This window comes from bacterium, assembly GCA_012517375.1.
Classification (GTDB): Bacteria; Hydrothermota; Tepidihabitantia; order B3-TA06; family B3-TA06; genus JAAYVC01.
On the sequence record JAAYVC010000120.1, the window covers coordinates 1 to 14016 of the forward strand.

At 48.8% G+C, this 14016-nt stretch carries 14 protein-coding genes; 8 read left to right on the forward strand and 6 right to left on the reverse strand.

What is annotated here, in order from left to right; translation table 11 throughout:
• The first annotated feature begins 104 nt into the window (after nucleotides 1-104).
• Nucleotides 105-983 carry a DUF3473 domain-containing protein gene (locus GX441_12595; protein NLI99476.1) on the forward strand — a complete coding sequence of 293 codons (879 nt, stop codon included), beginning with the start codon at nucleotides 105-107 and terminating at the stop codon, nucleotides 981-983.
• Between the two features lie 33 nt (nucleotides 984-1016).
• Here GX441_12595 and GX441_12600 read toward each other — a convergent pair whose 3' ends face one another.
• The 5 genes from GX441_12600 to GX441_12620 form a co-directional block, all read right to left on the reverse strand.
• Entirely contained in the window at nucleotides 1017-2012 is a 996-nt protein-coding gene (locus tag GX441_12600; protein NLI99477.1) for an NAD-dependent epimerase/dehydratase family protein, read from the reverse strand.
• A gap of 235 nt (nucleotides 2013-2247) precedes the next feature.
• On the reverse strand, nucleotides 2248-2796 hold the full coding sequence (locus GX441_12605) for a hypothetical protein (protein ID NLI99478.1): 549 nt from the start codon (nucleotides 2794-2796) through the stop codon (nucleotides 2248-2250).
• A 5-nt stretch (nucleotides 2797-2801) separates the two neighbouring features.
• Nucleotides 2802-3578 carry a phosphoribosylaminoimidazolesuccinocarboxamide synthase gene (locus GX441_12610; protein ID NLI99479.1) on the reverse strand — a complete coding sequence of 259 codons (777 nt, stop codon included), beginning with the start codon at nucleotides 3576-3578 and terminating at the stop codon, nucleotides 2802-2804.
• A 105-nt stretch (nucleotides 3579-3683) separates the two neighbouring features.
• Nucleotides 3684-4910, reverse strand: a complete 1227-nt coding sequence (locus GX441_12615; protein ID NLI99480.1) for an FAD-binding oxidoreductase — start codon at nucleotides 4908-4910, stop codon at nucleotides 3684-3686.
• A 140-nt stretch (nucleotides 4911-5050) separates the two neighbouring features.
• The gene (locus tag GX441_12620) at nucleotides 5051-6343 is read right to left on the reverse strand and encodes a T9SS type A sorting domain-containing protein (GenBank protein ID NLI99481.1); all 1293 of its coding nucleotides are present in this window, start codon (nucleotides 6341-6343) and stop codon (nucleotides 5051-5053) included.
• A gap of 145 nt (nucleotides 6344-6488) precedes the next feature.
• On the opposite strand from GX441_12620, the gene GX441_12625 reads away from it, so the two are divergent.
• The 7 genes from GX441_12625 (at nucleotide 6489) to rpoN (ending at nucleotide 13583) form a co-directional block, all read left to right on the forward strand.
• Complete coding sequence (locus GX441_12625; GenBank protein NLI99482.1) at nucleotides 6489-7553, forward strand: T9SS type A sorting domain-containing protein; 1065 nt, start codon at nucleotides 6489-6491, stop codon at nucleotides 7551-7553.
• Between the two features lie 117 nt (nucleotides 7554-7670).
• On the forward strand, nucleotides 7671-9305 hold the full coding sequence (locus tag GX441_12630) for a CTP synthase (protein ID NLI99483.1): 1635 nt from the start codon (nucleotides 7671-7673) through the stop codon (nucleotides 9303-9305).
• Between the two features lie 92 nt (nucleotides 9306-9397).
• Nucleotides 9398-10072 carry a hypothetical protein gene (locus tag GX441_12635; GenBank protein ID NLI99484.1) on the forward strand — a complete coding sequence of 225 codons (675 nt, stop codon included), beginning with the start codon at nucleotides 9398-9400 and terminating at the stop codon, nucleotides 10070-10072.
• Nucleotides 10072-10605: an LPS export ABC transporter periplasmic protein LptC gene (lptC, locus tag GX441_12640; GenBank protein ID NLI99485.1), complete on the forward strand. Its 534-nt coding sequence runs from the start codon at nucleotides 10072-10074 to the stop codon at nucleotides 10603-10605. The genes GX441_12635 and lptC overlap by 1 nt, the downstream gene beginning before the upstream one ends.
• Nucleotides 10602-11501 (forward strand): hypothetical protein, encoded by a 900-nt coding sequence (locus GX441_12645; GenBank protein NLI99486.1) that lies wholly within the window; start codon nucleotides 10602-10604, stop codon nucleotides 11499-11501. The genes lptC and GX441_12645 overlap by 4 nt, the downstream gene beginning before the upstream one ends.
• On the forward strand, nucleotides 11458-12228 hold the full coding sequence (gene lptB / locus GX441_12650; GenBank protein NLI99487.1) for an LPS export ABC transporter ATP-binding protein: 771 nt from the start codon (nucleotides 11458-11460) through the stop codon (nucleotides 12226-12228). The genes GX441_12645 and lptB overlap by 44 nt, the downstream gene beginning before the upstream one ends.
• Nucleotides 12225-13583, forward strand: coding sequence for an RNA polymerase factor sigma-54 (rpoN, locus tag GX441_12655; GenBank protein ID NLI99488.1), 1359 nt, complete (start codon nucleotides 12225-12227; stop codon nucleotides 13581-13583). Before lptB ends, rpoN begins: the two co-directional genes overlap by 4 nt.
• Nucleotides 13584-13709: 126 nt before the next feature.
• On the opposite strand, the gene GX441_12660 is transcribed toward rpoN, so the two are convergent.
• A partial coding sequence (locus tag GX441_12660; protein NLI99489.1) for a discoidin domain-containing protein occupies nucleotides 13710-14016 on the reverse strand: 307 nt, incomplete at its 5' end.

Below are 14016 nucleotides of genomic sequence, written 5' to 3' on the forward strand. Positions count from 1 at the left end.
AAAAAACCTCCAAGATGGTTATCTGCTATCGGTTTTTTTACTCTCTCGCAGGCCGGTTTGCTTTGGGGGACAATAGAGTTCTTGTTCGGAAAAAGGATTGTAACATGGGAACCACCAAGATAAAGAATATTTTGAGTTTTGACGTAGAAGAATGGTTTGTCGGGCTTGATCCTGTACTAGAAAACTGGAGTCTTTATCCCTCGCGGATCGTCGATGAGCTTGATTTGATTTTAAATCTTCTAGACAAACATAACACTAAAGCAACCTTCTTTATTCTTGTTGATACAATCCGCAATCATGAATGGATTCTTAGGAGAATTCTTGACGCCGGGCATGAAATTGCGTCTCATGGGGTAAAGCATCGTTTCATATATCAACAAGAACCTGAGGAGTTCAAAAAAGATATCAAGGAATCCATAGATTATCTGGAAAAAGTAACAGGAAATAAAATAAGAGGATACCGGGCGCCATACTTCTCAATAAACAACAAATCACTCTGGGCCCTCAAGATAATCGAAGAAATCGGACTAAAATACGACTCGAGCGTTTTTCCGGTTTTCAACCACAGATACGGTATTCCTGAGGCTCCCAGGTTTGCGTACAAGCTTCAAGGTAGTAAGCTTTGGGAGTTTCCTCCAGCCACAGGAAGAATAGCGGGCATAAACATTGGACTTGGAGGTGTATACTTTAGATTTTTGCCTTTCGAATTCATATGCAAGGCAGTTCAAAAACTTAACAGCGACGGTTATCCTGCTGTTTTTTATTTTCATCCATGGGAGTTTGATGCAGATCAGCCGAGACTCAACTGCTCTCCATTTCTTCGAATTAGACATTACAAAAGACTACAGAAGGCTTTTATGCGACTGGAGAAGCTTATATCGTTATACTCGTTCGGCTCTTTCAGCGAGTTTATCGATAATTGTAACTCAAAAAACATCTGGAAGGATACATTCATTTCTTTTTGCAGACCGCACATTCTGTAAAAGTCTTGTTAAATGCAGATTGGTTGTCTGAACCTATTGGTTTTCCTGAACTGACTTAACGGGCTTAGGGATAAGCTTTTGCCGAAACCATTTAACCGTTTGCTCAATGCCTTCTTCAATGCCGATCTTAGGTGACCAATCCAGATATTTCTGCGCTTTTGATATGTCTGGCAGGCGTCTTGGTAAATCATCGCATATTGGATTAACACAAAGCACCATACTTTTGCTTCCTGTCGTATCGATGACGATTTTTGCAAGCTTCCGGATATCGATCTCTTCGGGAAAACCAAGGTTTACTGGCTCCTCTATCCCATCGATGTCTTTTTCCATTAATCTGATAAGCCCATCCACTATGTCGGTTACGTAACAAAAACTGCGTGTACACTCGCCGGTTCCGTAGATGGTCAAAGGGGCACCGGCTTCTGCAGCCTGTATGAATTGAGGCACAACCCTCGAATCATCCGCACGAAATCCAGGTCCGTAAACGTTAAAAAGCCTTGCAACTCTTATCGAAAGATTCTTATCGAGCCTGAAAGAACGGCAAAGGGCTTCACCTGTTCTTTTTGCCTCGACGTATGGCGAACGCATACCTACTGGGTTCGTATAACCCCAGTAATCTTCAGACTGAGGATGGACAGATGGATTCCCGTATATCTCGGAGCTGGAGACGTACAGAACTCTGATTTGATGTCTCCCGGCCCACTTCAACACATTCAAGGTTCCTTCTAGCCCTACTAGCATAACCTCTAAGGGTTCGTCCTTAACTCGCGGAACCCCGCACAGCGAAGCTAAATGATAACACTCGTGAACCTGAAATCGGTCAAGCCGGACTGTGCGGACATCTTTATTGATAAAAGTAAATCTTTCATCTTTGAACAGCTGATCTATGTTTTCAAGAGAACCCGTGGAAAGATCATCCAGAGCAATCACACGGTAGTCTTTTTCAAGAAGCCTCTTGCATAAAGAAGATCCTATAAAGCCTGCACCGCCTGTCACAAGACAAGTTTTCTTAGAAAGATTTTTTTTCATCCCAGTCTCCCTGTTTAGTTTCGATCATTATAAACTGTAATTCACGCAAGTCAAGACATTTTTTTACGAAAAGATAGCTTTCTCTTATACCCTCTAAAGTATAGTTCATACTGTTTTTAAGACTCTGAGGGAAAGGATGCAACACAAGATATTGATGTTAAGGGCTGTTCTGTCTTTAAATAGATTATTATGCTAAAAGGAGTTTCTGGCTATAGAAACGTATTCACGCATTACTCTACTTGGCCTCGACCAGTTTCTTGAAGTTTGAAAGAATCCTGCGGCCGTCGTTGCGGGCAATTCCGGTGTACAGCGCTTCAAGACCTGCCGCCTCCACTTCAAGGCTTTGTTCGAAAATCAGACGGCATCTTTTCGTGCCCAGTTTTTCAAGCTTCCAGAATCCTTCCGCATACTTCAAGGCAAGCGGGAACGGCGATTTTATCACACAGTCTATTGATTTGTTGCCTATCTTTTTCCCCTTTTCAATTATCCATTTATGGTATGTATTCTCGATGTGCAGGAAAGGAAAGTCGCCCTTGTAAGTCAAATCGTACCACCCGTCTCCGCCTCTAAGGGAGTCCACCTCCTTGACGTTGTCAACGTAATGCCTGACATACTTGAACTCCCAAATGTAAGGCCAGGTATATTCTACCGAACGTTCTATATCTATCCATGCCTTGACGCCAAAAAGATTGCCGTCTCTAGTGACTTCGACCACAGGTTGCGACGATTTTGTTTCCGTTGCACCTGTCAGAAGAAGGAAAAGGATGATGGAATTAATGTACATGAAGTTCAGAGTTCAATGAACTTGTCCGTCAAATCGGCTACGGTAGCGTACTTCGAAACGGTGCTTGAAAGGTCGCGCGTGTCGCGGTATACCTGCTTATCCAGCTGTTTGGATTTGTCGCCTCCAGGCCATATCCGCCAGGAGTCGTTATCGACCACGTCCGCGACGACCAGTTCGCCGTCATAGGTGCGACCGAATTCAATCTTGAGATCGATGAGCTTTACGTCGAAGGCTGACCATGTCTCGAAGAGGATTGCAAAGACCCTTCTCGCGGTCTCAGTCATGCGCTCTATCTGGTCGGTTGTGAGGATAGGTTCCATCTCATCGATAACGTTGGAGTCGGATACCGGTTCCTTCGGCGGGTGCAGGAACCAGCGGTCGGGAGAAAAGGTGATTATCGGGTCGTGGCGCGAGTCGTCCTTGATGAAGAACTCAACCGGCAGGGGCGGGTCAAAATCCTGGCCTTCGACCGAGAGAGGATTGCGTTTGAGATAGGAGCCTGTTGCAGTTCCGCGCACGACTACTTCGAGAGGAATCATCTCGCAGCGCTTGCAGAGAAGGGTAAGTGAGTCGACTTTTTTTACGTAGTGGGTGGGAATGCCCTTGCGGTTGAGAAGCTCGAAGACGTTGGCTGTGGTCCGCGTGGCGAGCTCCGCCTTGCCCTGGATAACATCGCGCTGCGCTCCGTCGCCCGCGGTAATGGCGTCCTTTGCGACCATGTGAACGTTGCCGTCCCCAAGGTCGTAGATTATCTTGGTTTTGCCTTCTGCAAGTTTTTGCATTGTTGATTCTCCGGATTTGGGGGGAAAAGTCAACCCGAACGTATGCTCACTCACCCTTTATCCACTCTCGAATGGAAAGGGACTCACCTTTCTTAATGGGGTATGCTATATCACTATTTCTTCGTGAACGAGGTCTTGCTCGGCGAAGCGCTCGAAGCGCAGCGGCCGGGCGTCAACGGTCTTGTAGGAGCCTTGGGTGATGAGTTCGGCGAGTGCAACGCCTGCTGCGGGCGCGACCATTGCGCCGTGGCCGGACCATCCGTTGGCTAGATAGAGGCCGGGATAGGAAGGATGCTGTCCAAGGATGCCGTTGTGGTCAGGTAAGGTCATGCTGTAGAGACCCGCCCACATATTCTTCACGTTGCAGTGTGCGGCAGCCGGGATGCGCTCCTGCATGTAGGGCGCAACTTCGTCCTTGTAGTATGCAAGTGAGGGGCTCTGGTCGAAACCGGGTTTTTGCTCTGGGTCTGCGCGGCCTATCTGAAGGTTGCCTGTCTCGTACTTGAAGTATATGCCCCGGTCTATGATGGTGAGCGGTATGTGTTCGTAACCCGGTACATCGGGAAGGTTGGTGATGAAGAGCTGGCGCTTTAGAGGCTCGACGGGCAGATTCTCGTCGTCGCGCAGTCCTGACGCTGCAAGAAGCTGCATTGACCAGGGACCTGCGGCTACAACAAGCATGCCGGCGCCTATGCGACGGCCGTTAGATAGCTCTATACCCTTTACTTTGTTATTATCGAACTCGATTCTTTTCACTTCGGTTCGAAGATGCACCTCGACCGAGGAGGAATACTCGCGCTCCGTACGCTCTACGTAGCCTTTTGCCGCAGCCGAAGGGTCAAACGAACCGCAGTCGGGCCCGAAAAGGCCGCCAGTAATAGGTTCGAATCCGGCGAACTCGACGATATCGGGATCCATGTGGGATACGCCTGCCTTAAGCCCCGGAACCCTTTTTTCTATCTCTTCTGGGGAAAGGAGTTCGGAGCGGACGCCTGCCGCGTCGAGATTGGGCTTGTACGCCTTGATCTCGTTCCAGCGCTTCTCGTAGAACGTGAAGAGGTAGCCGTGCTTGTGAAAGCCTATGGGGATTGAAAAATCCTTCTCGAAGGTCTCGAGAAAGCGTATGGAGTAGTTGCACATGTCGAGGTTGATTCGGGAGCCCCACAGATTGCGGAATGCGCCTGCGGATTTTGCTGAGGTCTCCTCTGCCAGGGCGTCGCCGCGCTCAAAGAGCGCTACGTTTCCTTTGAAACCTTGAGCTTTGATGTTCCACAGAGCGGATGCACCTATAACACCTCCTCCAATGATGACCAGATCGTATGAATCACGCAATTTTTCCTCCGAGATTAAAAGGATAGTCTATATCGATGCATGATTTTGTCAAGATAAATCGTCAGCTACTGATAGTTCTGTATGACTGCCCAGAGCGCGGTCGTTAATAAAACCCCAGCTCCCTGCATTCTTAAAACTCGTCAATAGACTATGAATTTCCTGGTTAGCGAGCCGTTATCCACATAAAGGCGGGCGAAATAGACTCCCGAACGGAGCAGTCCGCAGCTTTCGTAGCGCAAAGATTTACCGGAACCTGGTTCGAGGGAAAAGAAATCGACGAGTTTTCCGCTAACATCGTAGACTGAAAGCCTTGCCCCGCTTGAAGGCGCCGAGTAATCGAAAAACACGACTCCGCGTTCGCCGTGCCGGATTTCAAGGAGTAGCTCTCTAAGCGGGAACTCTTCTGTGCCTGAGAGATTGGCTTTTGCCGAAACGGTGTCGTTCTGAGGAGCACCGTCAGCAGGATACACTACCTCGCCGAATAGAGTGTACTCCTGACTTGAAGCAGGTTCATACTCCATGGATTCGAACTGGGCAGTTCCGTTAGAAAGTAAATCTATAATACCGGTGTCGGCAAAAACGAGCGAATTACTGTCGTAAACACTTATAAAACATGATGCATCATTGAGCGCTCTGGCTGTGTTATTCTTCACGTCAAGAGTAAAAGTATATGAACCTGACTTGAGGTTAGCCTTCACCGAAGTAGCCTCTAGGTCGGCCGCAAGCTCAGCCTGGGAGGAGGGTGTCGGCTGTCTGAGTTCCCAGATTACAGTACCTTCAGGAAGTTTGTCCGGGTCTACTGCGATCCAGTAACCCTCGAGTATAGTTACCGGGTGGGTGAATGATGAGTTGATATCCTCCAGCGTAAGACCCCAGATATGCATTGGAAAGGAGACCCGTGGCTGGGTCTGGGTAATGAAAACGTCCGCTTTTACAGCGTCTATCGTGGTTCCTGCACCGCCTGCCGGGATGAAGAGCATATCGGACCCTGAAAGCACCGTCTTCTCTGAATCAGAGAGTGCCGTGTCGCCGTAGTCTCCCATATGGTTGAACTTGAGACCCGAGGCTTCCCATGTCATGATATTGTTCTGACCAATGCCTCCACCCGGGAAATGCCTCACGGGAGTTGCAATAAACTGAATGCCGTGAGAGGTGCCGCTCGACCAGGATATTAGATCTGGCGAGCCGGCAACACCTGCTGAATTCGAGTGGTCTGTATGATTGTGGCTCATCACTACGATATCGGCCTGGATGCCTGTGGGAAAAGGACTCTGTATGCTTGGGTCAGGCACGAAAGGATCGGTGACGATTCGGACACCCGAGGGCAAAACTATCTCGAACATCGAGTGCCCGTAATAGCCTATTCGCATATTTGGCGAGGATGCTGCGAGCAGGATAGGGATTGTAATAAGTATAACTGCGACTTGTTTCATAGTACGCCTCCTATTTTTAGGTATTCATAATAATCACCAAATTCCTTATTTTGTCAAGCCAGTCATCATCGGTGACGAAAAATAGTTAACTTGACAAACTAATGTTCCACGCATATAATAATCCTTGACTCCAAGGAGGAAAAAGATGATTAAAAAATACTTTGCAGTAGTATTTCTGTTTTGCTCTCTTCCGCTGGCGGCCCAGCCGGAATTTACCGAAGCCGACCTTCCGACAATAGGCTACAACGCGGAATTCGTAAGCGACACCGCTAGCGAGGTAATCGTGGATGTAGGAAAACCTGGGGGGCCCAGAACTTGGGATTTTTCAAGACTTGTGACGGGCGACACCGCTTTGTTCGAGGTGCTCGCACCGGAAGGCACCGCTTGGGATACGTTTTTCCCAAAGGCCGAGTACGTATATCATACGACCGGCGTAGGTAACGATTCGCTTTCGGGCGACATGTGGCAATACCTCAGGACAACGGCTATCCAGATGAGGCTGTTGGGCGTAACGTTTAATGTGGATACACTCGCCCTCATGGGCAAGTGCGATCCCGAACAAACGTTCCTGCCCTTGCCTTTGAAGATGGGCTCCCAGTGGAGCGATTCGCTCTATTTAATGGACACGGTAGCGTTGGATCCTGCGCCTGTCGTTGTTACATACCGCGAGCACAAAACAAGCCTTGTGGATGCATGGGGAACGGTAACGGTGCCGAAGGGCAGCTTTGAAGCCCTGCGCGTGCTCGTACACGATACCGTATTTATAACCGTGATGCTCGGCCCCATACCGTTCATGGCTGATACGAGCATGACGATAAACTACCAGTGGCTTGCATCACATGTAGGACCCGTTATGACCATTGCGAGCAGGGATGGGGAGGGAGACCCTGAGTTTGATACTGCATCCCGCTATGCTCCGCTCGTAAAGAACAACATAAACAGCTCGATTGAAGAGAAACCAGAGACTAAACCCTGCGACGCGCTCGTTTTTGAAGCGGGCAAGGTCTTCTTCCAGGCAGACGGAAGGTCCTATACTGATTTGACCTTGTACGATGCTCTAGGACGGTCAATAGGAACGCTATACAGCGCAACACCCTCAGCCGGCAGACATAGCGCGAACCTTCCTTCTGGACTCGCGAAAGGGGTTTACTTCGTACGGATGAGAACGCCGGATAAGTGCCTTTCAGGAAAAATCGTGGTTTTTGAATAAGTGCAAGTAGCGGATTTCTAAAAAGAAGCGGGACTTTGTCCCGCTTCTTTTTATATTTGGCACTTTAATTGCTAGAAAAAGCTTGACTAATTCTATAATTCAGTTAAAATAAATCCCGTGGCAAAATATATATTCGTTACCGGCGGCGTTGTCTCATCGCTTGGAAAAGGCATAGCGGCATCCTCAATCGGGCTTCTCCTGAAGAGCAGGGGATTCCGCGTTAGCATGCAGAAGTTTGACCCGTACATTAACGTGGATCCCGGAACAATGAATCCTTACCAGCACGGCGAGGTCTTTGTTACCCAGGACGGCGCCGAGACCGACCTCGATCTCGGCCACTACGAACGCTTTATCGACGAAAACCTGACAAGGGATAACAACCATACAACCGGTCAGATCTATGAAAACGTCATAGACAAGGAACGGAAAGGACTGTTCCTGGGCGGAACCGTTCAGGTAGTCCCTCACATAACAAACGAGATAAAACAAAGAATAACGAGACTTGCTTCCAAGAACGCGGTTGACGTAGTTATCTGCGAGATTGGAGGCACAGTAGGCGACATCGAGGGTCAGCCGTTTCTCGAAGCGATAAGACAGTTGAGACTCGATCTGGGCACCGAGAATGTTCTTTACGTTCACGTGACGCTTGTTCCTTATATTCCGACATCGGGTGAATTCAAGACAAAGCCCACTCAGCACTCGGTACGCGATCTGCGCTCCACCGGCATCCAGCCCGATATCATCGTTGCAAGGTCCACCGAGAACCTCCCGGTCGCGGAAAAGGAAAAGATATCCCTCTTCTGCAGCGTGGAGAAGAAGGCGGTAATAGGCGCACCCGACGTTTCAAGCATCTACGAGGTCCCTCTTGTCTTTCATGAGCAGGAACTGGACAGACTGATTCTTGCAAAACTCGGTCTTGCCGAGAATCCTATCGATCTTGCGGCCTGGAAGAACTTCGTTGAACGCGAGAAGGGTCGAACGGAGGTAGTCCGGATTGCTCTTGTCGGGAAGTATACAGGCCTTAAGGATGCATACAAGAGCGTGCTCGAAGCGCTCAGCCACGCAGCGGTTGCAGAGGGCGTAATCATCGATCTTTTGTGGGTGGAGTCGAGCAATGTGGAAGATGCAGACATTGAAAGGCTGAAGGATGTCGACGGCATCATCGTTCCGGGCGGGTTCGGCACGAGGGGAATCGAAGGAAAGATAAGCGTAGCAAGGCTTGCAAGGGAAAGGATGATTCCCTATCTGGGACTCTGCGTAGGTCTGCAGATAGCGGTAATAGAGATAGCGCGAAACAAATGCGGACTCGAGGACGCCAACAGCACCGAGTTCGACTCAAAGACCCCCAACCCAGTGATAGACCTCATGCCTGAGCAGAAGAACGTCTACCGTAAGGGCGGTACCATGCGTCTTGGCTCCTATCCTTGCATCCTAAAACCCCAAAGCAAGGCTCAGAAGTTCTACCAGAAAGAAGTCATCTTCGAGCGGCACCGGCACCGTTACGAGGTCAATCCTGCGTTCAGGGGCGAGCTCGAGCGAGGCGGATTGACATGCTCGGGCGTATCCCCTGACGGCACCCTTATAGAGATAATTGAAATCAGCGAACACCCCTTCTTTATCGCGACGCAGTTTCATCCCGAGTTCCTGTCAAGACCGTTAAGACCCCACCCCCTCTTCCATGAATTCCTGAAAAGCATTCACGAATACTCATCGTCCAAACGACTCGCTCTTGAAGGAAAGAAAACCGGCTGACCAGGCAATGGAGATAGACCGTGCTTTTAGTTTTTATCATTTTATCTCTTAGAATACTTCCATTCGACATATCCCGCTTTATTGTATATATCATGATAAAACTATACATGAACTTAACACCAGGGGCGCGGGAAAGCGTTTCAAGGGTGGTGCCCGGCGCAGGCCGCACAGAAACCGATTACCTTAAGAGGATATCCTCTAATCTTGCGCTCATGGCCAAGATAGGTACGTCCTTCACGCGAACGATCTCAGAGAATGCTGATGTCGAGGGAGAGAAGCACATCATCGATTTGAAGAACAATTCTGCATCCGGCATCGTTGGCCTGTTTCATTACGGCCCCTGGGAACTTCTGCCGGAGATATTCAGTCAGAAAGGGTACCGCATAGGAGCAATAACCGGCAGTCAGAGGATGAAGCTTTTCGACCGCTACCTGGCCTCGATGAGGCGCAGGGCAGGCCTTTACGAGATAAGGGACTTAGCGTCCGCATCAAGGCATTTGAGACAAGGCACCTTTGTTGCCATATTCTTCGATAAGACCCGAAGAGCAAAGGGAATGAAGTTTGGTTTTCCCTACCCGGGGTACGAAGTTTCTGTGCTTCCTCAACTTTTCTCGAAGAGAACGGGTAAAAGCTTCCTGCCAGTCGCTTGTGGATTCAAGAATAAGAGGATATGGGTCAAAATAGGCTCCCCTGGGGCTGATCCGGGGTATTTCTTCGAGCCCTTCTTCAGGAATAACCTTTCAGAATGGCTTGTGTGGGGCGAGTGATGAAAAAAAGATGGTTGCTCATTTGTATCGTTATACTGACTTTTTGCTCGAAAGAGGAGCAAAAAGACGCAAAAGAGATAGAACTCCCAAGCCAGATCGTCGACAACATCAAGATGGAAGAAAGCTCGACAGGAAAGAAACGCTACTATCTTGAGGGAAAGCGTGCATTCTACTACGATAAAAGCTCGAAGATAGTCGTCCTTGAACCAAACATAACCTTTCTTGGCCCTGACAAAGAGCCCACATCCGAGGTTACGTGCGATTCCGGAGTGGTTAACAACCGCACCGGCGATCTTTTTGCCTACGGCCATGTGATAGTTGTAACTAACGACAGCACCGTTCTCAGAACAGATTCACTTGCATGGCTCAACCGTAAGGCTCTAATTGAAACCGATGCCGAGGTGCTTATCATTTCGAAGGATGGAGAGGTGCGCGGAAAGGGGCTCATATCGGATGCTGACCTTGCTAAAATCGAGATAAAGGAAAAGATTGAAGGCTCAACCGATTATAATATTGAGGGCGAGAATCCGTGATTGTATTATTGATGTTCGTGTTTTCCAAGCTGGAGTTCGAGGCCGAAAAGATGGAGATACTGCGGGAGGGTTCGGCGAGAGTGACCCATCTTGTCGGCGGAGTCCACTTGTACGATTCTAAGCTTGACATAAAAGGAGCCCAGGCATGGTTCGCACCCTCGGAGAACAGCCTCATCGTAGTGGACTCGCTTAAAATAGTAACTCAGGGCGTTGATATAACTGCTGATTCTTTGAGATTCGACACTGAGAACCAAATATCATACCTGCACAAACGCGTTGTTGTCACGAAGGACAAAACCGAGATAAAGGCTCCCCAACTCGTAATCAATCACCGCACCAGGAAAGCCAGCATACCTTATGGTGTCCAGATAAGGGACAAGGAAGAGGGAATCCTCGTGACAGGCGATGATGCGGTATACGACCTTGAGGCGAACGAAGGCTCGATCCTGCGCAACCCAGGACTCACGGACGAAAAGGACTCTACCTCATTCAACATAAGAAGCAAACGCATGCATCTTTCGCAAAAAAACGAGACGGCGAGCGCCGCCGAGGACGTGAAGGTCTTTACGAGAGACGCCACGGTATCTTGCGACACCCTGATTCTTTACTACAATAAAGACGAAGGATACGCTTTCGGAAAAACTTCTATAAGGAATACTGACGGCGTGATAAGCTCGGACTCCGCTCATTTCTATATTGCCGAAAGAAAGATAAATGAGATATATCTTTACCCTTCGGTGAGAACGAAGTATCGAACCGAGGGCGAGGATTCAGTGGTTTTGACCTCGCCTGCACTCGATATAGATTTAAGCGTTAAAAACAGTGAAAAACTCATCTTCTCAGGAGGAGTAAATGGCACCTACTACTGGAAAGAGAAAAAATCCGAAGAAGAGTAACGACTCAAGCGTACTCAAGACGATTGACCTGAGAAAAGAGTTCGGAAAGCGGACGGTTGTGCAGAACGTTTCTATTGAGCTTCACCAGGGTGAGGTTGTGGGATTGCTTGGTCCTAACGGCGCCGGCAAGACAACGACCTTCTCGATGATAATAGGTTTTACCCAGCCTACAAGCGGACAGATAGAGATAGACGGAACTAATATTACCGAGATGCCTATATTCAAGCGTGCAAGACTCGGCATAGGTTATCTGTCGCAGGAGCCGTCCGTATTCAGAAAATTGAGTATCGAGGATAATATACGGGCGGTTCTCGAGCTAAGGGGTTATACCAAGGAAAAGATACATGAAAAGACCGAGACGCTTCTTGGGAAGTTTGAGATAAAAGGCCTGCGCAAGTCAAAGGGCGGCACTCTTTCAGGCGGCGAGAGAAGAAGGGTCGAGATTGCAAGGGCGCTTGCAACCGAACCGAAGTTCCTGCTTCTGGACGAACCCTTCACCGGTATCGATCCCATAGTACGTGGAGAGATTCAAAAAATAGTCAGACTGTTAAAGAATGACGGCATCGGCATTCTTGTCACCGACCACAACGTAAGAGAAACTCTTGAGATAACGGACAGGACATACCTTATGTATGACTCAAGGATTCTTGTTTCAGGAAGCTCCAAGCAGCTTGTAGCTGATCCCAAAGTCAGGGAAGTATATCTGGGCAAGGAATTCAAGATATGAGGCAAGCTTCCTTCTCAGGAGAGCAAAGATTAGAAACATCTTTAAGAACTGAACTTGCCCTTCACCTGACGCAGGAGATGAGATTAAGACTGGAAATCCTGCAGGCGAACATACTTTCTCTTGAGGAGATGCTGCATGTCGAGCTTGAACAAAACCCTGCGCTTGAGATAATCGAGGCCGAACCCCTGGAGCGAGAGGCCGAGACCCCGGATGAGTTTTCGGTTGATGATTTCTATCCCTCCGGCGAGGCATCCTACGGCGAATACGAAGATACGCAGGAACCTGGCTCCATGTTTTCCGATCGCTCCTCGATGGAAGAGCACATGATGCGCAGAATTGCGAAGGAGTTTTCGGATAACGACCTCGAATACCGCATAGCCCGCTATATCCTGGACGGTCTGGATGAAGACGGCTTCCTCCATGAGGAGCTTTCAAAGATTGCCTCGGAGTTTGATGTTGAAGACGATGTAGTCGAGAAAGTGAGGCAAAAAATCCAGACAATTGAACCGGTAGGTATCGCCTCAAGGAACATACAGGAGGCCCTTCTCGTTCAGCTCAATGTTCTCGGGTACGCTGAAAAGAGTCCGGAAATGAGGATTGTCGCTGAATGCTTTGAATTTCTTCTGCAAAGACGGATAACGTCCATTGCGCACAAACTAAGGCTGGATACCAGCGACATTGCCAGAGCTTTTGAAAACATCGCTTCCCTTGATCCCAAACCGGGACGCAACTTCAAAAACATCTCCTCAGGGTCTGTCCAGCCTGATATGAGCCTGAGATACCGGGACAACAATCTGGAGATAGTTATTAACGAGGGTCCCCTGCCCCCCCTCAGGCTTTCCTCAAAAGTTAGGGAGATACTCGAAAACCCGAAGAAGTTCTCAAAAGAGGAACTTGAATTCGCCAAGTCCAAGCTTGAGAGAGCGCAGATGTTCATCAAAGGGATACTGCAGCGCAGGGACACCCTTAACCGTATCGCGGGAGAGATACTGCACAAGAACTACGACTTCTTCAGCGGACAGTGCGTGTCGCTTAACCCTCTTCTTATGAAGGACGTTGCAGACGCCCTTGGTCTGCACTCCTCGACAATATCCCGCGCCGTCAGGGATAAGTACATAGAGACACCGTCCGGCATCTTTCCCCTTCGAGCCTTCTTCGCAAAGGTCGAGAAGGACCCGGTCATGGACAAACTCCGCGAGATAATCGATTCAGAAGACAAAAACTCTCCTCTCGCCGACGTGGAGATTGCAGAGCTTTTACGCGGGAGCGGGATCAATATCTCCCGCAGAACGGTCGCAAAATACAGACAGATGATGAATCTTCCGGACTGCTTTCAGCGCAAGGTACTAAAATAGTAATAGCTCGACGCCGGTATTAACATCTTTCCAGCCGCTAAACTTGCACTTGTTAAAATATCAGGACTACAGGTTATTGCCTGTATGTGAACCTTTTCCTTTGACCTATCGACATTTATTTCAGCATCATTGGCCGAATGCAGCAAACTCCCTGATCCAGGCTATGCGTATGTTTGCACCTTCGTTGGCCTTGAATTTTACGTATCGTCCCGTTACAGGGTCGAAATCGAAACGAATGTAGCCTGACTCTTTTTCGTTAATTGAGACAGGCGAACCCCAGTTTGTCGTATCTTCGGCAACATAAATCTCGAAATTATCGAACTGCTTCTGATTGGCGTTGGCATAGTTCGTCAAAAGGCCGTACATGACTGCTGCCGAGACCGTTTTGGACTCGCCAAGGTCGAGCATCACCCATGCAGGATAAGTGTTGTTG

Excerpts from the sequence above, each read along its gene's own strand:
- GX441_12595 (NLI99476.1), top strand. The coding sequence starts at position 105 with ATGGGAACCACCAAGATAAAGAATATTTTGAGTTTTGACGTAGAAGAA.
- GX441_12600 (NLI99477.1), bottom strand. The coding sequence starts at position 2,012 with ATGAAAAAAAATCTTTCTAAGAAAACTTGTCTTGTGACAGGCGGTGCA.
- GX441_12605 (NLI99478.1), bottom strand. The coding sequence starts at position 2,796 with ATGTACATTAATTCCATCATCCTTTTCCTTCTTCTGACAGGTGCAACG.
- GX441_12610 (NLI99479.1), bottom strand. The coding sequence starts at position 3,578 with ATGCAAAAACTTGCAGAAGGCAAAACCAAGATAATCTACGACCTTGGG.
- GX441_12620 (NLI99481.1), bottom strand. The coding sequence starts at position 6,343 with ATGAAACAAGTCGCAGTTATACTTATTACAATCCCTATCCTGCTCGCA.
- GX441_12625 (NLI99482.1), top strand. The coding sequence starts at position 6,489 with ATGATTAAAAAATACTTTGCAGTAGTATTTCTGTTTTGCTCTCTTCCG.
- GX441_12635 (NLI99484.1), top strand. The coding sequence starts at position 9,398 with ATGATAAAACTATACATGAACTTAACACCAGGGGCGCGGGAAAGCGTT.
- lptC (NLI99485.1), top strand. The coding sequence starts at position 10,072 with ATGAAAAAAAGATGGTTGCTCATTTGTATCGTTATACTGACTTTTTGC.
- lptB (NLI99487.1), top strand. The coding sequence starts at position 11,458 with ATGGCACCTACTACTGGAAAGAGAAAAAATCCGAAGAAGAGTAACGAC.
- rpoN (NLI99488.1), top strand. The coding sequence starts at position 12,225 with ATGAGGCAAGCTTCCTTCTCAGGAGAGCAAAGATTAGAAACATCTTTA.